Raw genomic sequence first — 22193 nt, forward strand, 5'->3', positions numbered from 1 at the left:
TATATTATTTTGGTAACTGGGCTATAACTTCATCAAGTGCTGCAATGAATACGTCCTGCTTGAGATTACCGAATGACATATCTGCATTCGGATGATAGTATTTATCTATAGAAATTACTTTAATATTTGAGAAATTCTTAAGAGCAGATATGGCCTGGGAAGCATAATAGTAGGTTATTCCGAAAAATACAACAAGGTCATACCCTCCTTTTCCATCAAGTCCTGGCCATTGGGGGTCGCAAAGATATGATGCAAGCGCATGCATATTCATATAATGCGCATCAAGTCCCTTATCAGCGAGGTATTTATAAGAGTCGCCAACAGAAGCTATTTGTATTCCGGCTTTTCCCATTGCGACAACTCGTGCCAATACATCTTCAGAATCGATCTTTGAACCCACGATCAATAGAGGGCGTTTTGCCCTGGCAAGCATTTTTCCTGGAACTGCTGGCATCACTGCGCGAGCCATTTTGGGTCCGGGAATATTGCCTGTTTGATAAGGCACAGCCTGGCGGGTGGTGTCAATTACCTTTTCTTCCTGTTTCTCAGAAGGATTCTTCGCGTTCATTTCTTGACCTCCTTGCACAGGCGGGGAACATTGGTGGGCTGGAATGAAACATCAACTTTCCTGAGCGGCCCTTCAAGTATTTTCTTTTTCTCCCAATCGATCTTCCATCCTTTCTCTCCCAGCAATTTCATTAGTTGCTCCCTTTTAGCTACTGGAAGGTCTGCTTCATTTCGCACATAAATATGCCAGTCATCCGGTAACTTTTTCAGGTATTTTTCGCTCAATTCAATATAATGAGTGAGTTTTATTGCACGTCCAAGACTGTTATCGCTTGGCCTGAAACATAGCTTGGCAAGAAGCGGCATAAGTTCATCCTTTGTTTCTGCTGTTATCATCAGGTGCTCGGGTGCAGGTTCGATATTGATGACAGAACCGTCTCTTCCATCAAGAACATTCCAGGTCTCTTTCCTGTAAGGTTTGCCGATAAAAGCTCTCCTGTATTTGGTTCCATGAGGCCCTGTAACCACGGGAATGCCAAGCCTGTTGCAGCCTGTTCCGATAGCGAATGCTTTCTGGGAATAAGCTCCCCAGGCTATTCCTACGGCTCCAACCCTGTTCAGGACATAATCCGCAATTTCTTCCCAGTTGCCTTTTGTTTTTCGTCCTGCAAATATCGAAGCCACTTTTATTGTTGTGGCGGCTATGTGGGCATTTGAAACACAGGAACCTGTGTTAAGAAGGTTACCTTTGACGAATCTTCCGGGATAGCGCTCATAAAGGGTCTTACCATCTTTATCTTTGAACATTCCTACATCCATAGCAGAGCAGCCCGAAGTAATTATAATATAACTGCGCTGTATCATCTCTTCAACAATATCATAAACATCCTTCGTGCCGTCCGGATAATTGCCGCATCCTACAAAAGCAAGCACTCCCGGCGTTGTTCCAAGGACAAGATTGCGCCCCTCTTCACGTATCTCAGGGTCTCCGATCTGTCCTCTGCCGATCCGCATTTTACCTTTTTCTTCTCTTATCACCCGCTGTGAAGCTTTCTCTATAACATTCAAGACAGGTATGTCAGCAGGGCAGCTGTAATCACATCGTCCGCATCCAACACATTTATCATGCAGTATCTCAAAAAGCGAAAGGTCGCCGTTTACCGCAGCCGCCATAGCATCCGAAATTGGGAGGCTCTGTGGGCAGTCACGTGTGCACTGGAGACATTTTGTACATTTTGTAACAAGTTTCTTGAATTCCTCATCACCCGGAAGCGCAGTTAATCCTTTGGCTTTCCTTATTGGCCCCATCTTCATAGCAAGTTTCGGGACAAGTTCCCCGATCTTTTCAAAATCAAGAAGCACAACGCCTGGCTGTTTTCCACTCACAAGGTCATCGATGATCGCATCCACGCTGTCATTTGACCTGTCCGGTAATCCGTATGTGATTTTTTCATTCGTGGCAATTACAGGGATATGAAGCTTTTGTGCTTCCTTTAATATATCTGCCCTGACGCATTGTTCGTCAGTGACCAGAACATCGGGTATTCCGGACCTGATATATTTAAGTTCCTTGCTCATGGAACCGATGATCTTTGCAGTTTTGTTATAACGTGTCATGTCATGAGCCGTGCAGCACAATCCTGCGATCTCTATTTTATCGAATTGCCCGTTCTTATCCATATAATCAAGAATGTATGCAGGCGCCGCAATATTATGGCCCACGCAGATAACAACGGGTTTTTTGGGATCAAGTATTCCCATCCCGATCTCTGCCATCGGGGCTTTTTCATCAGATTTTGGGAATCCAAGGCATGAAATCTGGATGATATCTGCGACTTCCATACCAAGAAGATCAAGCATTCCTGCATGAAGGGCCTTGGATTCAAAGTCCCGCGCTGCCCCTTCCTGGCCTGTATTTGTAGTAGCAATGAGCTGCGTTAACTGCTCTTCCACATAATCAAGAACAGGACGGAAATCACCGATTGTTTTCGGTTGTATTCCCATTATTGTTTCAGTAAGAGGCGCCTGCAGGTTGCTTGGCCCGACGTCAATTTTAAAATCTTCCCCGTACTTCTTTATGAGATAATTCAGAAGATGTCTCCCGTGAGCTGAGTGGCACGCAGCACCCATAATACTTACCATCAGCGCCTGCCGCGCCGACTGTCCCTCCAGGTCTATTCCGCATGCTCCCTCCTTATTCCCTGTAAGATCACATTTACCGTATGTGCAGAAATCACATGTATCGCCTGTCGGTGTATAAACCGGATTATACCGGTCAATAATACGATAATCCCAGTCCCGAAGACCTATGATTTCTGGTCTGGGCGTGGGCCCTTGCGCAATTTCTTCTTCTTCTGCGCCCACTTTACCTATGTTTATCTGGACATTCTCCAATCCTTCAATTACAAAACTTCCTTTCTTTAGGGTCATTTATTTTCTCCGCTGATTACAAATATTTGAATGAACTTTTCTCCTATCCTCACTACCTCATACACTATTATAATTTACCAATGCTTTTTGAATCCTTCTACTTTTTTTAATAATTATATCATAAATCACATCATTATATTTATATTTTATCCTATTTTATCATTATCATCCATTATATTTTTTAAACATTAGTATTATCTGATAAAAAAAACAATCAGAATTCGCAAGATGAATATTCACTATAAAAATACAATTATCAAAACAGATCACCACGTCTATGAACCGGCAGAAGATTCTTTTCTGCTGGCAGAGGCAGCTTTAGACCAGATAAAAGGTTCGGAACGGATTTTAGAAGTCGGATGTGGAAGCGGTATAATCTCAGCTATTATTAAGAACAATACAGGTGCAAGGATCACAGGTGTCGATATAAACCCTTATGCTGCAGCATGCACAAGAGGTAATGGAGTTGAAGCAATAAGGGGGGACTTATTGAACTGTATAAAGGGGAAGTTTGATATAATAATATTCAATCCGCCTTATCTTCCTACTAATGAATCTGAACGGACGAAGGACTGGATAAATATTGCACTGGATGGAGGATACGATGGCAGGCAAATAATTAACCGGTTCCTTGAGGATGCCGGTTCTTATCTTGCTGATAATGGGCGGATCTTGATGCTTTTATCCTCATTCACCGGAATAGAAGAAGTAAAATCAAAGATGAAGGAACTGGGTTATGATGTAGAAGAAAAGAACACAGAGAGAATTAGTTTTGAGCAACTATTGGTCATAGCAGCAAGAAAGGTTAGATAATATATCTCAATCACGCCCTATTTTTGACCATAGTTAACACTGTAGTCAAAAATGAGTCCCTTCTTTCCCCGATTTTAGACTTCTATCTCTGCAAATCTGTCAATGTCTGTCCTGTGGCCCCAGATATCCCCGGTTAACAGTTTTATATTTTTCATATTTAAAAGCGTTTTTGTAGTATTTGATATTGTTTTCTGGTAAGACGACGGCAACTGTATTCTCTTTAATTTTGGTGCCTTGTTTACCAGTTCGAATATGTTTTTTTCAGATGGCCTGAAACAGAAATGTACGTTTTCTTCTTTTCCTTCAACGTCTTTGAGGTCTTCCTCGGAGCCAATAATTCTGAAAACTACTTTCATAAGATTATTATTAGTGATTCATACTATTTATATTTTTTACTTTCGAAAATTCATCCGCACGGATATGGGAATATTAATGGGCTTAAAAGACGTTGGTACTTACATGGAGTCGCTGCGCAGGAACACTCAGTTGATCATGGCACTGGATGTCACTGATAAGAAAAAAGCCCGGGCCATATCAAAAGAGACTGCCCAACATGTTGATGCAATTAAGATCGGCTATCCACTTGTGCTGGGTGCAGGATTGGAGATAATCAATGATATATGTGAATTTGCACCTGTAATTGCCGATTTTAAAGTCGCTGATATTCCGAATACTGACGGGCTGATATGCAGCCAAACTTTTGAGGCCGGTGCAAGCGCGGTTATCGTTCATGGTTTTACAGGGCATGACAGCGTTCTGGAATGCGTTAAAACAGCGAAAGATTTCCAGGCAGATATATTTGTAGTCACGGAAATGAGCCATCCGGGCGCTGTCGAATTCATGCAGCCAAAAGCCCTCGAACTTGCCTCACTTGCCGTAGAATGCAAAGCTTCCGGTGTTGTAGCTCCTGCCACGCGTCCTGAAAGATTAAGAAAGATACGGGATGTTGTTGGCGGCCTTACGATCATCTCACCTGGTGTTGGAGCGCAGGGAGGAAGCGCAGCCGATGCGATAAAAGCAGGCGCTGATTATGTTATTGTGGGCAGGAGCATTTATAATTCCAGGAATCCGGGAATTGAAGCTGAAAGGATCGTGAAAGAAATAGAAAAGTGCCGATGATGAGAAAAATTATGGCTGAACTGTGATGAGCCCTATGAGTACTGAGGCATTTATCTACATGTAGATAGGTCAGTTGATATTGATTTTTTTGAAGACTATTTTTCAGCTTTTTTTCCGTTAAAATGATGAGTTTCCAGAAAGATTAATAAATAATTCTTTATATATACAAATCAATTTGCTTCAACGGTTGACAAGACATATCATCTTTGCTTTAAGAATTAAAAAAGGAAACAGGGTATATAAATGGCAAAAACAAACGGAAAAGGTGAGAAAGTAAAACTATGAAAAGCTGGATGACTGCTTATTTGGGCGATTATGAGAAAATTGAAAAGAAATTAAATGAAATAAAAACAGTAGAGAAATAAGTCATACCGCAAAAGTCAAGCGTATGTTACTTATTACTGCAACTCATTTTAAGGTTTTATAAAATAATTAAATATTGAGAACAACTTGAATTGGAAATAAAATTATGGTTAACAATAAAATAATTGTAGACGGTAAGAAAATTGGTGAAAACACAATTTTGTGGTACGCTCTTGTAACTTTTAAGAATAATCCAAAAATAAACAGACTCACAGGGTACGAGTGGAAAAAACTGGTAAGAGCTATGAAGCCGACACTAATAAACCCAAGAACAGGAAAACCGCAAACTGATCAATCTATTAGAGTAGTTTTTATAGAATTAAGCAGAACCCGCGATGAAGGCGGCAAATCACATATAAATCAACTTTGTTTTGCCAGACATGATCGAGAAACGGACACATTTATACGAAGATAATGATAATTGCGACATGCATCGAATCGGTGTGAAAATCAAATGTATACCAAATTTTCAGACATGCTCTTAGAAGAGCTAAATGAGGTGCTTGCAGTATGAGAAAGAAGAATACTATGGTTGAAAGAGAAAGTTCCAGTAAAATTTTTCAAAAATTGGCAGATTATCTGCTGATAGATGAAACTAAAGAAAAATCAATAATAAGAGCTTGCAAAAAGAATGACATATATTTTCTTGGTTTGTTCGGCTCTTATGCCAGAGGAGAGCAGAAAGAGGATAGAGATGTAGATTTTTTGGCGAGTTTCAATAGAAGAAAGAGCCTGCTTGATCTTGTTAGAATTGAAAGGGACCTGTCAGAGATACTTGGCATTAAGGTTGATCTTGTAACTGAAAAATCTATCAGCACTTATTTGATAGAACGAATAAAATCCGAGGTGAAGCCCATCTATCATGAAGGATGATGCTGTTTTTTTGAAACATATCCTTGATTCGATTAATCAGATCGACCTGCCAGATTTGAAAAAAAAGTCAAAAAGATTCTGGGCGAAACATGAAGAATGACAGGCGATGCAGTTTTACTATTTGAATAGTTAACTACTTGATATTATAAATTAAAATATTCCCTTATGAATATAGAGATCTCACCTGAGTTGGAAAAGGCTTTTAAAAAATATGTTCTTGAAAAACATGGAGAATTAGGCGGGAAATTAGGGGAAGAGATGGAAAAAGCAATATCACTGTACTTGATCCATGATAGCGCCATGAAAGCATATGTTAAAAAGAAGAAAAACAAGTTAGAGGCGTACAGGAGCGAACAGATCGCATGAGCAATCCCCAAGAGGTGATATCATGAAGCTAACAGGACAAATAGCGCAGAATTGGTGGAAAAACAGCAGTATATAAAAATCACAATCTTCCAGTAGTATTTGCATCATATCTCATCTCCCTCCCCTCGCCGAACAACGCCGCATCGTTGCCAAGGTCGAACGCCGCCTCTCAATGGCTGACATGGTTGAAAAAACAGTATGGATGAGCATAATTTTTGATACGATTGTATCAAAAAAATTACACTATTAACCTCATAAAAAGGTCAATATCATATAAATCCATCAATAATCTTCCGTGCGTCCTCATAAACATCAATACTGAGCCACATCACCCTCCCAAGTTTTTCCAGCGCTTCCAATGCCTCGCTTTTTGAGATCGTTTTTACTCTCGCACACCTCATCAGAACACCGATAGAACCAATGACCTCAAGCCCCAATCCGGCAGCGAATCTGCGCACTGCAAGGTCATCAATAAGTACCGGACATTTTTTTCTTCTTGCAAGCATTATAGCAGCCGCCTCTCCTATGTCTATTCCCGCGCTCTCTGCAATATCCCTGACTTTATTGTTACTGCTTTTTTCTGTCACGATCCAGCCATTTTCAATTTCGCTCTCTATCAAAAAGGCATCAGCCATTCCTTCTTCCTTTCCTCTATCAACAACCTCGATCCTGACCTCAGGAGGAATAATTATCTCTGCGAACAGCTCTTTAAGAAGGTTCAACCTGTCGATTCTGGCAAGATGTATGAGCGGACCTGAATTGCTTACTATCATTTCTCTGCCATCGCCCATTTGATGTCAGAAGTCAGGTCTTGTTTGTCATATCTGAAAGGAATATTTCGCCTCTTTATCTCCTCAAGCGCTCCCCTGTATGTCAATCCAGCCATCCTTGCTGCTTTCCATAGAGAGATTTTCCCATCAGCATAGAGGCAAAATGCTTGTTTGATATGATATTCCCGCAGCGCTTCGCCTATGAGTTTACGAAGCATTGTGCCTTTATCAAGAACTTCCTGTTTGCATGCCTCCTCTATCTCATGCAGATATTGCTCAGGTAATCGAACTGATATCGTTTTCATATGTTATTACATTTTATTATAACGTATACTTATATCTTTTGTAGAACCGAAACAAATAATACTAATCCCGGTATCATTATATTCCAGATATGCCAAATGATAAATGCAATTTCTTCTCAGATGAAAAATGCACGGCCTGTGACCTTGAACCATGCGATTTCAAAGAGGATAATTTCGAGAAATGCCTTCGCTACAAGCTTCATTTCTTAAGGCCCCAGCTCATGCAGCTGCGTTAACTTGCTTTTACCATCGAAGCAATTTTCTGCCCCAGAGCATAGCACTTCTCTATATCCTGCTCATCCGGCCTGAAAATCACTTCTATTGATTCGACAGATTCGTATCCACCCGATTTTAGTTTCTCGTTGACAGCCTTGACCGCCCCGCCAGCCCAGCCGTAGGAGCCGAAGGTCGCCCAGAGCTTATTCCTGGGGCGCAATCCCATGAGGTATGTCAAAAATCCACCTACAGTGGGGAACATGCCATTATTCAAAGTGGGGGAGCCGATTAGAATGGCCTTTGATTCGAGAACCTCCTTGACTATTTCGCTCCATTCAGTTTTTCGCAGATGAAATAATGATACTTCTACCCCTGAATCCGAAACTCCTCTTAAGATGTCATTTGCCATCGTTTCCGTGCTGTTCCACATAGTATCATAAATGACAAGGACCTTCTGTTTTGACTCGCCTTTTGCCCATTGAAGATAAGCATTTATTATTTTCCCGGGGTCTGTCCATATCATACCATGTGAAGGTGCGATCATCTTTATTTCAATCCCAAGTTTCTGGATTTCCTCGATTTTCTTAAGGATAACTCCGCCAAATGGCATGAGGATATTGGCATAATATTTTGCAGCCTCATCCATTACAATATCGCAATCATACCCTGTAAGACTGCAAACATCTTCATCAAACCTGAATGATGAGGCAAGATGCTGGCCGAAACCATCATTGGAGAGAAGTATTTTATCCTCTTTGAGATATGTGAACATATTGTCAGGCCAGTGAAGCATTGGCGCAGTAATAAATGAAAGGGTTTTATTGCCAAGTTTTAACTCATCCCCGGTTTTGACCGCCCTGAAATTCCACTTCCCCCTGAAATGCCTGATCAGTCCTTCCTTTCCTTTTTCGGTGCAAATCACTTCCGCATTCGGGACAATTCCCATAATATCGGAAAGGGAGCCGGAATGATCCATCTCCACATGGTTTGAAATTACATAATCGATCTTTACAGGGTCAATGATTTCCCTTATCCTGCCCAGCATCTCATCTGCAAAACCGTGTTTTACAGTATCAACAAGCGCAATTTTGTCATCAACGATAAGGTATGCGTTGTAAGTTCCTCCGCGTGGGGTTGTATATCCATGGAAATCCCGAAGATTCCAGTCAATAGCGCCAACCCAGTAAACTCCTGTTGCTAATTCGATTTTTGTCATTGATCTCTCCCGTTAAATCCTGAGTTATACTTCTTTATCTTATTGAAGTAATTTATTGAAGTAATAGTTTTTGGTTCGTTTGAAGATTTGAAAATCAAGATCAAACAAACAGGAACGTCTGCTCAGCTTTAATATCTTCATCGACCTCTTCTGCATACCTTCTCTTCAAGCCAATAATCGCATCAGGGGGCAAATCCTTTGCTATCGGGCATAGCTCATCCACCTTACCTGTATCGATAACAGGATATAATTTACATAATGTGGGGCGGCATAAATAAATGCGGCAGCGGTTCTCCTTATTTAAAAAGATGCACCGTCCTTTGATCATTTTAATAGCATAATATATACCCCGTTCCCCTCTTACCTTCCTGAAAAACTTTTTGGGTTCAAGTTCCAATGAATATTCTTTATTGACATTTGTGATCAATTCGGAAACTTCAGCTTTTGTCAGGACAGCGCAGTTGCGGCAGCAAAGTGATTTGCACAGTCCAATATCACAAGCCTTAAATGAAATTTGCATTATATGGCTAATTATGCAAGTTGTTAAAATAAATAATTCTCCCTATGATGCCAATGCATACCTTGTAAACGGGACAATACTCATAGATGTGGGCATGGATAGCAGCGAAATCATTTCTGAACTTGAGAAACATATAGCCCTGGATGACCTGGAAATGATCTTCCTTACACATTGCCATTACGACCATTCAGGCGGGGCCCCGGGTGTTGCCAGAGCAACGGGTGCTAAAATTGCAGTTCATAAAAATGATGCATCGCTTCTTGGTAATCCGGATGCGAGCGCTTCACGCTTATTCGGTAAAAAATCTCCCATTATCGTGCCTGATATCCTTCTTTCCGGGGGTGAGAAATTCGGGGAGCTTGAAATAATCCATACGCCAGGCCATACACCCGGAGGGATCTGTCTTTATGATCCGGTATCCGGAATCCTTTTTTCAGGTGACACAGTTTTCCAGGATGGAAGTTTCGGGCGCACCGACCTTTATGGCGGGAACTCTTCCCAATTGATCGAATCAATAAGAAAGCTGACACTCCTTGATGTTAATATCATGTACCCGGGTCATGGAGAAACTGTGATGAACAATGCAAATGAACAGATCAAATTGTCATTGTTGATGGCATCACAATTTTGAATATCATCTACTTTTGATAAATATGGCAATTGAGATGACCAGTGTCAATATCAGTACTGGCACAATAACATTTTTCATCAGCCCGTAAATTATATTTACACTTGAATTAAGGCGATTTATCGAATCTACAACAGGCTCCAGATTGACTGGCTTAGCAACAGGTGTTATCCTTTCGATCTGAGGTTGAGGTTCTTCGTGCTGGTATCTTTCTACAGGCTGGGCTGCAGGAGATGGTCCTGGTACCTCTTTTCTTGGAACACTTTGCGCAACCGGAGGTTTCGGAGGCTGCTGTGGTGGTTTGTTTTTTAACAGCGCTTTAAATAACGCATCTTCGCTCATATTTGCCATTCTTGTACCCTTCTGCTTCTAATTTTTCCAAAGAAGCAAAGTTTAATTTACTTATTTCTATTTAAATCATTTGCATGAATTGAATTGCTTGATCAATGTTGTATTTCCCCGGCAACTATCAATTGAGCATTATTTAAGACAGGACTCATCACGATCAGGTTTTCCGAACACCGCGATTCATACCTGGTGCCATGTGAATTCAGGACATTCAGGAGGATTTTTTCAATTGCACTTATTGCACGTTTATCTGTATTCCCGTGATAAATATACAATGTGTTTTCATTAACATCGATCCGCTCAACTATCCCCATGTACTCATACACTGATTTCATAGTCGGGATCAAGACATCAAGGGGAATATCCCTTATCGGGATCTTATGGATAGCTTCAATGGGCGCAGTAAGATAACTCGGGGCCTCTTTTCCGATCAATAATTCTTGATAGTAATTCTTGGGAATCGTGACCATATTGTAATTAGTCTGTTTGTAAAGATTTACAATACATTTCCAGAAATCCAGCTTTTTTGTTATCTCTGTTGAGATATCTTCCATATCCCCAAAGTAATTAATAAGTGATTGTTTTGCAAAATTTGCATTAATCTGCTTTCTGAAACTCACGGTAATTTTATTGGACATCTTCTTTAAAGAAACGATCTCCTGTTTCTTGTGCGATACTAAGAATGATGAGATCAAACCTCCAAGAAATTCAAGTTTATAATTACTATTTCCTGAAAGTGTGAGTGTTAGATATGATGGATTTACATTATCATCATAGTCCTCTATTCTAATATTTGTCTGCCAGCTTGCTCCATTTGTCATTTCACCCATATACTTTTCAAGATCGGAAAGCATCACTATCTTTACAGGGTCAATAATACTGTTAAGATGCTCAGGATCGATAATCCTTCCTCGTGCCTGTTTGATCAGCCAGAAAATGACGTTTTCAGTCAAATTGTAGTCTGTTTTCAATCCATCTATGAGGTTATTAATAGCTTCAGGATCCCTTGTCATCGTGTCGATAAGATCTATTATTTCACGCATCGCTGCGCTAAAATTCCCTTTATGTTTAAGAACAAGTGGCTCCAGTTTTCTTAAATGTCCTTTTTCTAATGAGATATTTTTTCTTACTGACATAAAAACGTCCTGATAGCGCTAAACCAATAAATGGTTCACCTGAATATAAACGGAGTTGTGAAAAATGTGTGAATAGTTTTTTTTGTGAAGAATATATATGTTATTTTAAAATATATTTTTACTATAAATACAATAAAAATAAGTAATATAACTTGTAATTGTTAAATTTTATATATTTTTGTTTTGTTTTAAAAATTAGCTAATACAGATATCTAAAATCTCAAAATGGTAGTTATTAGCGTGGGGATTGAAAAATTACTATCACACTATTTTTCACAACGTTTGTTTTATCATTGAGAAACAATTACAATTATAATAGAGACTGAATATGGTATCAAAAAGCGTAACAATTCTTAGTTTTTTATTGCCAATAGCCATGGTAATAGGAACAAGTATTGCGATTTATTTCTATGAATACTCTTCTACGGTACTGCTTATATTAATTGCACTCGGCGGACTGATGGTCTGTGTATATGTGTTAATTCTCAAATCGCAGAAACACAGATCTGCCAGGTAGCTATAGTTATCCGGTTTTCGATTTGCTGCGTACAAGCGAAACAAGCATCGCAATCCCGCAAATAATGGCAGAAACGATATACGTATCCCTGAAAGCAGGTAAGAACGAACTCTCATTGTTCCCATAAAAGACAAACCTGTTTGAGAATACTGCCCCTGAAACAGCTATGCCTATGACCATACCCATATTCCTCATTGTTCCCATTACCCCTGCTGCAATGCCTAACTGTTCTTTTGGAAGCGAACCCATGATTATGCTATTGTTCGGAGGCTGGAAAAGCCCCATGCCAAGACCAAGGAAGGAAAGGCGAAGAGCTACATCGGTGAAACTTGAATCAAGTGTCAAGTAACCCATTGAAAGAATCGATACTGCTGCAATACCGATACCCAGTGAACTCAGGACATACGAATTTGTCCGGTCAGATAGCCAGCCGGATAGAGGCGAGACAACAGACATTACAAGCGGAACTGCCATGAAAACAAATCCCATTTTCTCTGTTGAATATCCAAGTTCATCCTGTAGATAAAATGGCATCAACAGTATGATACTGAACATTGCCATGAAACTTATAAGAGCACTGATGTTCGCAGCTGCAAATTGCCTGTTCTTGAAATGCCCAAGATCAAGCACTGGCTGTTTTGCTGTGGTTTCAATCCTGACAAATATTATGAAAAATACAATGGATGATATAAATAAGGATATAATGAAATCTGATCCCCAGCCCTTTTCCTGGCCTTCGCTTAAGGCAAGGAGTAATGATATCAAACTTATAAATAATGTAAGTCCGCCGGGAATATCAAATGTCTGGCCTTTATTATTAGTCTCATCTTTTTGAAGGATTTTTAGAGCCATCACAGTCCCGATTATACCGACAGGTAAATTTATGTAAAAAATCGATTGCCATCCAACCCTCTGGATCAGGAAACCACCCATCACCGGACCTACCATTGAACCAATTGAAACAACCGTTCCAATTAATCCCATTGCTTTTCCCCTTTCACGCGGGGGAAATGCGTGAGTTACTATTGCAACTCCTGTAGCCATCAACAATGCTGCCCCGATACCCTGGATTACCCTGAAAAGGATAAGCTGTCCTTCTGTTGCTGATATCGCGCATAACCCCGAGCCGATCGTGAATATAGCCAGTCCACCTGCGAAAATGATTTTCCTGCCCACCATGTCCGAAATCCTACCAAGGCTGAGAAGAAGGCTTGTTATGGTCAAAAGATATGCCATCACGACCCATTCTATAGTTGTAATATCTGTGTTGAAGAATGCTGTGAGCGTTGGAAGAGCGACATTCACTATGCTTCCGTCAAGGGTAGCCATGAAGATGCCTATCCAGACCACACCCATCGCTTTCCACTTATATTCCATTTATTGTCCCTTTACATGTTTCAGGATGTGTCCCATTTCAGGCAGGATGAGTTCAAGTGCAAGTTTTACAGCATTTGGCGATCCCGGAAGGCAAAATATGACTTTTTCGCGAGCAACACCTGCGATCGCCCTTGTAAGCATTATAGAATTCCCTACCTGTTCTATGCTTTTTAACCTGAACAGCTCCCCGAAGCCTGGCATTTCCTTCTCGATGAACGGAGTCACCGCTTCAATGGTCACATCAGCCGGGGAAAGACCTGTGCCGCCGCTTGATATTATCACATCGGCATCTGAATATAAGTTCTTTTTGAAGGCATCCCTTATCATTTCCATATTATCCGGGATCAATTCGTAATTTACAATTCTACTGCCCTTGACCTGCAGCATTCCCCAGATCAGTTTTCCGGATACGTCCTCTGCGCGCTCAGGGCGGTCTGTTTTCCCATATTTTTCGTATCGGGATGTACTTATGGTCAATATTGCACAGTTGTAATTTCCCGGTGCATTTTCCTTGTGAAGCAGCGAGGTGTCCATGGAGGTTCATATATTTATATGGATATATGAAGGATTCTATCAGAGATACAATTAATAGGTAAGTGGACAATCTAATAATTGGGGTCAGGATTTATGACAGACGAGATTGAATCTATTCCGCAAGAACCCGATGCTTGTGAGATGAAAACGCCTAATGACCACAGGATCATGTTCAGGGCGCTTGAGAACCCGCAGAGGAGAAAGATAGTAAAATCCATCGGTGCTTTCGGGAAAACAAAAAATGAAATAATGAACGAACTGAAGATATCCGAATCACAGTTAAAATTCCAGCTCGATTTTCTCATTAAAGAGTGCTATGCACAGGTGGATGGGGATAAATACAGGCTTAATTCGAAGGGATTACAGGAGCTGCTGGCGAATATAAAGTGACAAAATAAACTCAAATAATCTTCTTCACAAGCGGTATCTCATCGCATTCCGGGAACTTGGGACATTTTATGCACATGCTCCATATTTTATGCGGAAGCGTGCTTTTTTTTACTCTCACGAATCCATGAGCCTCAAAAAATTCAGGTATATAGGTAAGAGTTATAAGCTTATTTAACCCAAGCATTCTTGCCTCTTCTTCACATGCTTTAAGTATATTTGAACCAATTCCCTGCCTGACCATTTCAGGTTCAACTGCAAGAGACAGTATCTCACCATAATCTTCCCATGTAATATGAAGCGCCCCGCAGCCCAGGAGTTTATTATCCCCGATAACTACATAAAAATCCCTGAGATTTTCATATAGTTCGCTCAATGAACGCGGAAGCATAATACGTTTATCTGCGTAGCTGTTCACAAGTTTCCAGATCTTTTCCACATCTTTGATTGTTGCTTTTCTTAACAATTATGTGCCTTCTTTATTTTCGTTTTTTCAGTTTTGAAGCAAGAGAATCTACCTGTTCTACTGCCGTACCTATATAATTATCCGGGTCCATTATCTTGATTATCTCACTTTCGGTCAGGTATTTTGATACCGTATCATTCTTTAACAGAGCATCTTTCATATGAATCCCGGATTCCCGGGCAGACATGGCGCACTGGCGTACGATCTCATGGGCTTCCTGGCGTCCAACGCCTTTCTTACTGAGTTCTATCATGACGGCTTCTCCCATATTCAGCCCGTTAAGAAGTGCGAGATTTTTCCTGATATTCTCAGGGTAAAAGCGTAGATTCTGGATAATTGTTGTTGTAAGGCGTATAACATGGTCTGTTAACACGCAGGATTCCGGGAATACTATGCGTTCGCATGACGAGTTCGTAAGGTCCCTCTCGTCCCACAACGTATTGTTCCTGAGTTCAGGTTCTACCATAGCCCTTACTATCCTTGCAAGTCCGCAGACCTGTTCTGATTTTATGGGGTTGCGTTTGTGGGGCATCGTGGATGACCCCACCTGGTTCTTGCCAAAGCTTTCTTCAACTTCTGCAATTTCGCTTCTTGCAAGACTTCGTATTTCAATGCATATTTTATCAAGAGTAGTAACGGTATTTGCCATCCACATCACGAATTCAGCATGCCTGTCCCGCTGGATCACCTGGTTTGAAACGTCAGCAGCTTCGATGCCAAGATATTCCATGGTCTCTTTTTGTATCTCGATACCCTTTTTTCCGAATGCGGCCTGCGTGCCAACTGCCCCGCTCATTTTTCCAACAGTGGCGCGTGGAGTTAACTGGTCAAGCCTTTCTATGTGTCTGTCGATCTCTGAGGCCCATATCGCAAACTTCAGGCCGAAGGTCGTGGGAACTCCGATCTGACCGTGAGTGCGGCCTGCACATACGGTATTTTTATGCGACAGGGCGCTTTCGATAAGAACCTGGCGTAATTTTGCGGTTTCTTTTCGTAATATCAGGAGTGCATCTTTTATCTGGAGAGCTGTCGCGGTATCTAATATATCATTGGAGGTTGCGCCAAAATGCACCCATTTTCCCGCATCATCGGATTGCTCGGCAAGTGCAAGCACAACAGCCATGACATCATGATGGATCTCATCTTCTATTTCCTTGACACGGTCAAGTGTTACTTTATTTGCTCCAAGGGATATTTTTTCATCCATTCCTCCGGGGATATAATTAAGATGCGCCTGGGCTTTTGCCAGGGCCGCTTCAACAGAGAGCATTTTGGATAGACGCGTGTGCTCATTCCATACAGCTTTCATTTCAGCGTGGCCGTAGCGGTATTCAATAGGATGGATTGCCATGGGAACTCCTATTAGTCCTGTGGTTAAAAGAAACTATCGATGGTTAAATATTTCAATTGTATAACATAGTTATTTATGCCAAAATACAATATCTTTTTACTGATACATTTTTTTTAAATATGCCATTGACCTCGGACTCCGCTTCGCTAAAAGTTCGATACATCAACAGAGTGCATGAAGTTTCCCATCGCTTATTGGTTGTTTTGGCCATTGTCAATAGGAACGGGGGCACAGAATAGAATATGAGTAATCGATCTCATGTGCTTCTTTTATCATGAATAGTTTTGATATATAATTGGTAAAATGCATATGAAATCAATGAGTTTGGCTTTTGATTTCATACACCCGGCATACAACTATGACCTTAACTAATTTCTTAACACAAATGAGACATCTATTCTCTCAGTCTGAGGCAATATGTCTATTAAAGTATTCTGCTAATTTTCTATTAATTTCAGGAATCACATACATATTTTGCCCTACCGCTGTTGCCATTTCAAAAAGATTTGCGCCTGCAGCACTTCCCATCAAAACATCTTCTGCTGTTTCAACCCCGCCGCACATTGAAATTGGAAGATGGTCATATTTATTCCTTATCTTTTGAATAAGTTCTAAAGCACGCGGTTTACATTTTTTTCCACTCAAACCTCCTTTTCTTATTGATATTTTACTGCATGCTTTTGCAATATTATTATCAAAATTAAACTCATCTACGGGTATTGTATTTGCAAGAGTCATACCAACTTTTTCATGAGATGCACATATCTCAGCAACTTCAAGAATTTTCTTATCCGATTCTTCATTGCCCGTACCAAACGGATAAGGAGGTGTTTTAATTAAAAGCGGGACATCAGAATCGATATCACGAATATTATCTATCAACTTTCTAAATTCCAACGGAAATCTACACATATTTTGGCCAGTTTCGACATTGGGACATCCAATATTTGGCTGAATAAAAATCCTTTTTTTCTGTTTAGCCAATCTAATTTTTGTTGAATCCAATAATTTCTGAAGAACATAAAGATACTCGTCTACATTTTGGCCGCCAATACTTAAGCCCAAAGGAATATCTGATTCAAGCAATCCAGAATTTTCAAGAAGTATCATTTCATCATAAACACCTTTGCTTGGAAGGCCGTAAGAATTAACATGATTTTCATGACCATCTTCATCTTTAAAAATTATATGTCTTGGTCGTTTATTCCCCAATTGCTTGTCAGGCATTATCGTTTTAGTTATCGCACCCCCAAGACCTAATTTTACCCATTGGTTAATTACCTTATAGTCTCCTTTGAATGCTGCAAGTATAAGTGGCGACCTAAATATCATATCTAAAAATTCTGTTTTCAATCCTTCTGGAATATCATAATTTAAAAATTTATCTGGCATGTATCTAATCAATATTTCACCGAGTCTGACTACGGTTTCGTAATCCTCCGGTTGTCTAACGATTTTTCTGGAATAATTGTTTATTCCTGAAAGAACGCTTCTAACAAAAGAATAATTTATTTTCGAAACTGTAAGTCGTAAATCACTTGGAGAACACATAGCAACAGAACCTTTAGCTAATAACTATTTTCATAGACATTAATTTTCTCAATAATATCTCATTATCTCGTATCGTTAGCCTTAAAAATATATTGTTTTAAAGATACATACAAAAATGTAATAAGAATAAAAATAATAATAGATATCACCACAGAAATTATGAGAGCATTGGAAATATCTTTCTCATCTAATAAAACACTAAGATTCCAACCTATATAAGCAGCAATTGTACCCGAAACGGCCATAGCATCTAAAAATTTTACTATTTCATCCGGTCTAAATCTATAATTTAATATCATCATTTTTATACATGATAAGATACATTTAATTGAATTCCGATAATTATTTTTCTTCAACGGGCAGTTCTCTTCTTTTGGTTGGGGGTCAATATTTTCATTTAAAGCGATATTATATTCTTCACATTTTTCAGTTTTGCTGATAATAATATTTGCTAAATAGAATTCATCTGGAATGGTAGATTTTTCATTAATATCTTTTAGATTTGTTTCCTCCATATTGATAATACACAGCTTGATCTTTTTAGATTTGCCTTTTTGCATAGCTTTATCTAAATTTTCGATAGTCTTGTGGTGCATCGAGATACCAATAATACCAAGTGCATTATAATCAGCTTCTATTGGGTATAGGTCATAAAGATCATCTGCTTTTTGCCTGACGTAAGAAAATTCAATTTTATTATTTGGATTTAATGCATTAATTTCATCAATTAAATCTCTAATAATGCTATCTATCGCATATAGTTGATAATCTCTAAAATTATTATATGAAGTTGTAGTAAATACTATCATTTTAATTTTATTGTTATTTATTAAAGTTCTTAGCAGCTTCCTTAAGCAATCCTTAAACACTTCTTTTTGTGAAAATAATTGTATATTAAATTCTCTAAGATCAAGCCAATAATCATTCGCGCTAAAATTCTTATCTGAATGAATGAAGAAACCTTCTAACATCGATTTATGAATGCAATCTTTCAAAATTTCTTTTTGGTCTTTTTGGCTTTCAGTCATACGCTTTCGTCTTCTTTACCAAGTTATGCCTTAAATTTCTATTATTCGATATTTCATCTATGGAAATTACTTCATGGATTTTATTTAATATTTCATCAGGCAAATTTATTTTTTCTTTGATACTATGCGCTAGTCCCAAGACAAGTATAATGCCAATTAAGTTTTCTTCTATTTTGTCTATTATTTCAGGTCTGTAATTTATTGCAAAAATTATCGTGTTATCTTGTATATTGATGTTTTCATATGTATCACATTTAACATCTTTTAGATCACAAATATCAGTAATTTTTGCAATGATTTTTTTGTGGGCATTCGAATCTCCTAATATTTTGGCCATTGGATAAGAAGACGGTATATATGGAGAAAATATTATATTATTATATTTATTATTTTGTTGTATAAATTTTACCAATGCCAGAGACTTCTCACAAACAACATCGCACATTTTCGTGTATTTTGATTCATTTGTTAAACATTTCTGAAATTCTCCATCCTTTTTAACAAGACTCTTTGGATGGAATATTATGTTTGTGAATAATGATGTATTATCACTCTTTTTGCCAATCTCAATAATATCAGAAAATTGAGTTGATCCTTCAAGAATCCTTATGCACCGCTGATCGATAAGTTTCTCATAGTATTTCTCATATTTATTCATACTACCCGAGAAAATTTCTTCGATTAATCTACGATTTTTTCTTATTGTATCATCCATATCACTACTTTCAATTTTATTGCTAGATTGAATTATATCATATGGTTTAATACAGTCATCATAAAAATCTTTTTTCAAAAGGATAGTGTTTAGTTCATCAATAATTTTAAATTTGATAGGATCTGTTTTCTTATCTTCATTCCAAGCATTAATAAATTCTTGAGTTTCTTTCGAAAAATGCTTCCAAATGCATTTAGTAGGACTATCAGAATTTACTTGTGATTTAATATGTTTTAAAAATTTTGACCAATCTTCAACATCACATTTAGAAAATAGCCAGATACCCGTTGTCATAATATATTAGTCTCACTTGGCAAACTTCTTATTGCTTCATTAATTATTTTTTTCTCGTCTACACACAAAATTTTTTGGTTTTTTAATAATATTTCTCCATTTACAATGACGTCACTTACATTACGGTCATTGCATCCATAAATAACATGGAACGCTACATTCTCCCATGGAATCATATTTGGGGCCTTGAGGTCAATTAAAACAATATCCGCTTTGTTTCCAATTTTTAAACTTCCCATATCATTGATTCCCATACTTTTGGCATTATTTATGGTAGCCATATCCAAAGCTTTGTGTGATGGAAATTTATTCTTTTTTACCCTCTGTAAAAGAACTGCAAATTTCATTTCCCATAACATACTTTGAGAACCGTTACTGGCAGGCCCATCAGTCCCTAAACCTACATTAATACCCATTTCAAGCATTTGGGAAATTGGAGCTATTCCATCTCCTGATTTAGAATTGCTTGTTGGACAATGTATTATAGATGCATCTGCAGATTTAATTTTATGCAAATCATTATCTTTCACATGAATGCAATGAACGAGAGAAGTTGTTTTTTTTAATAGACCTATGGATTTTAGCACTTCTACTTCACTCATTTTATATTTTTTTTTGATGGCTATAGCTCCTTCTTTTGTTTCACCCAAATGTATATGAACCCTATTATTTCTTGTAATACTTGCCTCACTTACTTCTTTTAATAGCTCACTTGAACAATTATATAAGCTCATAGGCCCATAAACAACTTTGAGCCTATTTCTGCTGTTTTCACAAATTTTCTCTAATTCATCGAAATTTTTAAATGTTTTATAGGATGCAGAGAGAAGTTTATCTGGGACAGCCCCTTTATCTATAATAATTGGAGCAAAGACTCCTCGTATCCCAAATTTGCCACAAGCTTTCATAGCTTCTTGTATATAAATAGGATTTTGTTGTGAAACAAAGGCTGTTGTTCCGGATTTAATTAATTCCAGACAAATAAGATTGGTATATACCTTGATATCACTCTTTTTTACATTAGAACGGTACTTATTTATCTTTTCTAACCAAGAATTTAGGGCGATATTGTCGGCTGTCCCTCTCAAAGAACCATGACAAAAATGCGTATGTCCATTAATTAATCCGGGTAGTGCCAGTTTACTCTTTCCATCCAATGCATATTCTAATTTATACCTTTTTCCCGCAATTTCGTTAGAACCAATGTATTGAATATTTCCAAAATCTATTACTATTGTTTTGTTCCTAACTAAATCCCCGTTTATTAACAGATTGACATTTGTGATTCCCCAAGGCATAAAAAGACACCATTGTATTTATTTTGAAATCTCTTGAGGAAGTATTCTTATCTATACAATCAGATTTTGCATAACCCCAACTGTTATGCGGGGCATTTTTATACGAGCCACGTTTTTATATTCAACAACTAAAGCTGGCGGGTCATGCCAGCACATAGGATCTTCTGCAAGACAATCACCGGCTTGTGCATAAGCAGCGGCTCTACATCCTCCGCAAGAACTCCTGTAGTCACAGATACCGCAACGTCCATATAGATTTTTTCTATTGCGAAGGTTCGCTAGAATCTCTGAAGATTCCCAAATTGTTTGAAGATTAGACTCTCTGATATTTCCAATATCAATTCCTAATGATGGGCAAGGTCTTACTATTCCAGTTGGGCCTATTACACATAATGCAATCCCAGCTGAACATCCACCATGGATATTCTTGTCATGACCTAGGATTGTTCCATCGCATAAAACCTGAAATGGGGCTTGTTCCATATTTATTTTAACCTTATTTCTTGATTCTGTCTTTAATCTCTGATATTTTTCAACAGTGTTTTTTACTTCATCAGGAGTCAGATCCAAAGTATTAATATTGTCCAAACCACGTCCACTAGCTATAAATCTGCGAAGTTTTAATGTCTTAACATTTAGCTTTTCTGCCAATGAAATAATTTTTGGAATTTCCTTGATATTCAATTTTGTACATGTGAATGAAATACTAACGCCAACACCATATCTCTTACAAAGAGTTATCCCATTTATTGCATTAACAAATGCATCTTTACTTCCCCTAAATTTGTCGTGAACTGAGGATAATCCATCAATGCTTATTTGAACAAAAACATTTTTCAGTTTTGATAAAAAGTCTGCTTTTTTATCGTCTAGAAGAGTTCCGTTAGTCGCCAACAAAGTTCTGAGTCCTATTTGACTGGAATATTCTAATATTTCAAAAACATCAGCCCTTAATAGCGGCTCACCACCCGTAAATATAATAAATTTAGTGCCATTGATTGAACAATCACTTAACAGGCTGTCCCAAAACTTCCTATTTTTAAAAAAAATCACTAGTTCTACATT

Annotated in this window: 26 protein-coding genes; 8 read left to right on the plus strand and 18 right to left on the minus strand. The window is 38.5% G+C overall.

All coding sequences use genetic code 11. The features are described from left to right. Positions 1-4 precede the first annotated feature (4 nt). Together cdhB and cdhA are read right to left on the minus strand one after the other, a co-directional pair. Positions 5-568, minus strand: coding sequence for a CO dehydrogenase/acetyl-CoA synthase complex subunit epsilon (gene cdhB / locus CL181_RS13505; protein WP_097299837.1), 564 nt, complete (start codon positions 566-568; stop codon positions 5-7). Next, entirely contained in the window at positions 565-2937 is a 2373-nt protein-coding gene (gene cdhA / locus CL181_RS13510) for a CO dehydrogenase/acetyl-CoA synthase complex subunit alpha (protein ID WP_097299838.1), read from the minus strand. The genes cdhB and cdhA overlap by 4 nt, the downstream gene beginning before the upstream one ends. A gap of 228 nt (positions 2938-3165) precedes the next feature. Between cdhA and CL181_RS13515 the strand changes: the two genes are divergently transcribed. Then, a complete protein-coding gene (locus CL181_RS13515; protein ID WP_097299839.1) occupies positions 3166-3750 on the plus strand; it encodes a HemK2/MTQ2 family protein methyltransferase in 585 nt (194 codons plus the stop codon). Between the two features lie 74 nt (positions 3751-3824). On the opposite strand, the gene CL181_RS13520 is transcribed toward CL181_RS13515, so the two are convergent. Then, positions 3825-4106 (minus strand): DUF1699 family protein, encoded by a 282-nt coding sequence (locus tag CL181_RS13520; protein ID WP_097299840.1) that lies wholly within the window; start codon positions 4104-4106, stop codon positions 3825-3827. A gap of 112 nt (positions 4107-4218) precedes the next feature. On the opposite strand from CL181_RS13520, the gene pyrF reads away from it, so the two are divergent. From pyrF to CL181_RS13540, 4 genes are all read left to right on the plus strand, one after another. Next, entirely contained in the window at positions 4219-4869 is a 651-nt protein-coding gene (gene pyrF / locus CL181_RS13525; protein ID WP_097299865.1) for an orotidine-5'-phosphate decarboxylase, read from the plus strand. Between the two features lie 469 nt (positions 4870-5338). Then, the gene (locus tag CL181_RS13530; protein WP_097299841.1) at positions 5339-5647 is read left to right on the plus strand and encodes a hypothetical protein; all 309 of its coding nucleotides are present in this window, start codon (positions 5339-5341) and stop codon (positions 5645-5647) included. A 95-nt stretch (positions 5648-5742) separates the two neighbouring features. Then, positions 5743-6105, plus strand: a complete 363-nt coding sequence (locus tag CL181_RS13535) for a nucleotidyltransferase family protein (protein ID WP_255251574.1) — start codon at positions 5743-5745, stop codon at positions 6103-6105. A gap of 165 nt (positions 6106-6270) precedes the next feature. Next, positions 6271-6471, plus strand: coding sequence for a hypothetical protein (locus CL181_RS13540; RefSeq protein ID WP_097299842.1), 201 nt, complete (start codon positions 6271-6273; stop codon positions 6469-6471). A gap of 269 nt (positions 6472-6740) precedes the next feature. Here CL181_RS13540 and CL181_RS13545 read toward each other — a convergent pair whose 3' ends face one another. Both CL181_RS13545 and CL181_RS13550 read right to left on the minus strand, forming a co-directional pair. Further along, complete coding sequence (locus tag CL181_RS13545) at positions 6741-7244, minus strand: hypothetical protein (protein WP_097299843.1); 504 nt, start codon at positions 7242-7244, stop codon at positions 6741-6743. Next, positions 7241-7546, minus strand: coding sequence for a UPF0175 family protein (locus CL181_RS13550; RefSeq protein ID WP_097299844.1), 306 nt, complete (start codon positions 7544-7546; stop codon positions 7241-7243). The genes CL181_RS13545 and CL181_RS13550 overlap by 4 nt, the downstream gene beginning before the upstream one ends. Positions 7547-7635: 89 nt before the next feature. On the opposite strand from CL181_RS13550, the gene CL181_RS20500 reads away from it, so the two are divergent. Then, on the plus strand, positions 7636-7782 hold the full coding sequence (locus tag CL181_RS20500) for a hypothetical protein (protein WP_176505228.1): 147 nt from the start codon (positions 7636-7638) through the stop codon (positions 7780-7782). Here CL181_RS20500 and CL181_RS13555 read toward each other — a convergent pair. Together CL181_RS13555 and CL181_RS13560 are read right to left on the minus strand one after the other, a co-directional pair. Further along, positions 7779-8978, minus strand: a complete 1200-nt coding sequence (locus CL181_RS13555; RefSeq protein WP_097299845.1) for an FprA family A-type flavoprotein — start codon at positions 8976-8978, stop codon at positions 7779-7781. The genes CL181_RS20500 and CL181_RS13555 overlap by 4 nt on opposite strands. A gap of 100 nt (positions 8979-9078) precedes the next feature. Further along, complete coding sequence (locus CL181_RS13560; protein WP_097299846.1) at positions 9079-9498, minus strand: YkgJ family cysteine cluster protein; 420 nt, start codon at positions 9496-9498, stop codon at positions 9079-9081. A gap of 13 nt (positions 9499-9511) precedes the next feature. Between CL181_RS13560 and CL181_RS13565 the strand changes: the two genes are divergently transcribed. Continuing rightward, the gene (locus CL181_RS13565; RefSeq protein ID WP_097299847.1) at positions 9512-10129 is read left to right on the plus strand and encodes an MBL fold metallo-hydrolase; all 618 of its coding nucleotides are present in this window, start codon (positions 9512-9514) and stop codon (positions 10127-10129) included. 3 nt (positions 10130-10132) lie between these two features. On the opposite strand, the gene CL181_RS13570 is transcribed toward CL181_RS13565, so the two are convergent. The 4 genes from CL181_RS13570 to CL181_RS13590 all read right to left on the minus strand — a co-directional run bounded on the left by CL181_RS13570 (position 10133) and on the right by CL181_RS13590 (position 14038). Further along, positions 10133-10477, minus strand: coding sequence for a hypothetical protein (locus CL181_RS13570; RefSeq protein WP_097299848.1), 345 nt, complete (start codon positions 10475-10477; stop codon positions 10133-10135). Positions 10478-10569: 92 nt separating this feature from the next. Beyond that, entirely contained in the window at positions 10570-11610 is a 1041-nt protein-coding gene (locus CL181_RS13575; RefSeq protein WP_097299849.1) for a hypothetical protein, read from the minus strand. A gap of 523 nt (positions 11611-12133) precedes the next feature. Next, entirely contained in the window at positions 12134-13504 is a 1371-nt protein-coding gene (locus CL181_RS13585; RefSeq protein WP_097299851.1) for an MFS transporter, read from the minus strand. After that, positions 13505-14038, minus strand: coding sequence for a molybdenum cofactor biosynthesis protein B (locus tag CL181_RS13590; protein WP_097299852.1), 534 nt, complete (start codon positions 14036-14038; stop codon positions 13505-13507). A gap of 93 nt (positions 14039-14131) precedes the next feature. Between CL181_RS13590 and CL181_RS13595 the strand changes: the two genes are divergently transcribed. Beyond that, positions 14132-14428: a hypothetical protein gene (locus CL181_RS13595; protein WP_097299853.1), complete on the plus strand. Its 297-nt coding sequence runs from the start codon at positions 14132-14134 to the stop codon at positions 14426-14428. 10 nt (positions 14429-14438) lie between these two features. Here the strand turns inward: CL181_RS13595 and CL181_RS13600 are convergent, their stop codons facing one another. The 7 genes from CL181_RS13600 to CL181_RS13630 form a co-directional block, all read right to left on the minus strand. Further along, positions 14439-14891 (minus strand): N-acetyltransferase, encoded by a 453-nt coding sequence (locus CL181_RS13600; RefSeq protein ID WP_097299854.1) that lies wholly within the window; start codon positions 14889-14891, stop codon positions 14439-14441. A gap of 13 nt (positions 14892-14904) precedes the next feature. Continuing rightward, the gene (gene purB / locus CL181_RS13605; RefSeq protein ID WP_097299855.1) at positions 14905-16242 is read right to left on the minus strand and encodes an adenylosuccinate lyase; all 1338 of its coding nucleotides are present in this window, start codon (positions 16240-16242) and stop codon (positions 14905-14907) included. Positions 16243-16644: 402 nt separating this feature from the next. Beyond that, a complete protein-coding gene (locus CL181_RS13610; RefSeq protein ID WP_097299856.1) occupies positions 16645-17793 on the minus strand; it encodes a dihydroorotate dehydrogenase in 1149 nt (382 codons plus the stop codon). A gap of 62 nt (positions 17794-17855) precedes the next feature. Further along, positions 17856-18821, minus strand: coding sequence for a hypothetical protein (locus tag CL181_RS13615; protein WP_097299857.1), 966 nt, complete (start codon positions 18819-18821; stop codon positions 17856-17858). Then, on the minus strand, positions 18814-19830 hold the full coding sequence (locus CL181_RS13620) for a hypothetical protein (protein ID WP_097299858.1): 1017 nt from the start codon (positions 19828-19830) through the stop codon (positions 18814-18816). The genes CL181_RS13615 and CL181_RS13620 overlap by 8 nt, the downstream gene beginning before the upstream one ends. Beyond that, positions 19827-21128, minus strand: coding sequence for an amidohydrolase (locus CL181_RS13625; RefSeq protein ID WP_097299859.1), 1302 nt, complete (start codon positions 21126-21128; stop codon positions 19827-19829). Before CL181_RS13625 ends, CL181_RS13620 begins: the two co-directional genes overlap by 4 nt. 51 nt (positions 21129-21179) lie before the next feature. Further along, the coding region (locus CL181_RS13630) for a radical SAM/SPASM domain-containing protein (RefSeq protein ID WP_141398914.1) at positions 21180-22193 on the minus strand (1014 nt) is incomplete at its 5' end.

The organism is Candidatus Methanoperedens sp. BLZ2 (assembly GCF_002487355.1).
GTDB lineage: Archaea > Halobacteriota > Methanosarcinia > Methanosarcinales > Methanoperedenaceae > Methanoperedens.

Bases quoted from the DNA above. Each gene is read 5' to 3' on its own strand.
- CL181_RS13550 (WP_097299844.1), bottom strand. From the start codon at position 7,546: ATGAAAACGATATCAGTTCGATTACCTGAGCAATATCTGCATGAGATA.
- CL181_RS13520 (WP_097299840.1), bottom strand. From the start codon at position 4,106: ATGAAAGTAGTTTTCAGAATTATTGGCTCCGAGGAAGACCTCAAAGAC.
- CL181_RS13555 (WP_097299845.1), bottom strand. From the start codon at position 8,978: ATGACAAAAATCGAATTAGCAACAGGAGTTTACTGGGTTGGCGCTATT.
- CL181_RS13595 (WP_097299853.1), top strand. From the start codon at position 14,132: ATGACAGACGAGATTGAATCTATTCCGCAAGAACCCGATGCTTGTGAG.
- CL181_RS20500 (WP_176505228.1), top strand. From the start codon at position 7,636: ATGCCAAATGATAAATGCAATTTCTTCTCAGATGAAAAATGCACGGCC.
- CL181_RS13625 (WP_097299859.1), bottom strand. From the start codon at position 21,128: ATGCCTTGGGGAATCACAAATGTCAATCTGTTAATAAACGGGGATTTA.
- cdhB (WP_097299837.1), bottom strand. From the start codon at position 568: ATGAACGCGAAGAATCCTTCTGAGAAACAGGAAGAAAAGGTAATTGAC.
- CL181_RS13515 (WP_097299839.1), top strand. From the start codon at position 3,166: ATGAATATTCACTATAAAAATACAATTATCAAAACAGATCACCACGTC.
- CL181_RS13620 (WP_097299858.1), bottom strand. From the start codon at position 19,830: ATGACAACGGGTATCTGGCTATTTTCTAAATGTGATGTTGAAGATTGG.
- purB (WP_097299855.1), bottom strand. From the start codon at position 16,242: ATGGCAATCCATCCTATTGAATACCGCTACGGCCACGCTGAAATGAAA.
- CL181_RS13530 (WP_097299841.1), top strand. From the start codon at position 5,339: ATGGTTAACAATAAAATAATTGTAGACGGTAAGAAAATTGGTGAAAAC.
- CL181_RS13535 (WP_255251574.1), top strand. From the start codon at position 5,743: ATGAGAAAGAAGAATACTATGGTTGAAAGAGAAAGTTCCAGTAAAATT.
- CL181_RS13545 (WP_097299843.1), bottom strand. From the start codon at position 7,244: ATGATAGTAAGCAATTCAGGTCCGCTCATACATCTTGCCAGAATCGAC.
- CL181_RS13615 (WP_097299857.1), bottom strand. From the start codon at position 18,821: ATGACTGAAAGCCAAAAAGACCAAAAAGAAATTTTGAAAGATTGCATT.
- cdhA (WP_097299838.1), bottom strand. From the start codon at position 2,937: ATGACCCTAAAGAAAGGAAGTTTTGTAATTGAAGGATTGGAGAATGTC.
- CL181_RS13560 (WP_097299846.1), bottom strand. From the start codon at position 9,498: ATGCAAATTTCATTTAAGGCTTGTGATATTGGACTGTGCAAATCACTT.
- CL181_RS13565 (WP_097299847.1), top strand. From the start codon at position 9,512: ATGCAAGTTGTTAAAATAAATAATTCTCCCTATGATGCCAATGCATAC.
- CL181_RS13570 (WP_097299848.1), bottom strand. From the start codon at position 10,477: ATGGCAAATATGAGCGAAGATGCGTTATTTAAAGCGCTGTTAAAAAAC.
- CL181_RS13610 (WP_097299856.1), bottom strand. From the start codon at position 17,793: ATGTGTTCTCCAAGTGATTTACGACTTACAGTTTCGAAAATAAATTAT.
- CL181_RS13590 (WP_097299852.1), bottom strand. From the start codon at position 14,038: ATGGACACCTCGCTGCTTCACAAGGAAAATGCACCGGGAAATTACAAC.
- CL181_RS13575 (WP_097299849.1), bottom strand. From the start codon at position 11,610: ATGTCAGTAAGAAAAAATATCTCATTAGAAAAAGGACATTTAAGAAAA.
- CL181_RS13540 (WP_097299842.1), top strand. From the start codon at position 6,271: ATGAATATAGAGATCTCACCTGAGTTGGAAAAGGCTTTTAAAAAATAT.
- CL181_RS13585 (WP_097299851.1), bottom strand. From the start codon at position 13,504: ATGGAATATAAGTGGAAAGCGATGGGTGTGGTCTGGATAGGCATCTTC.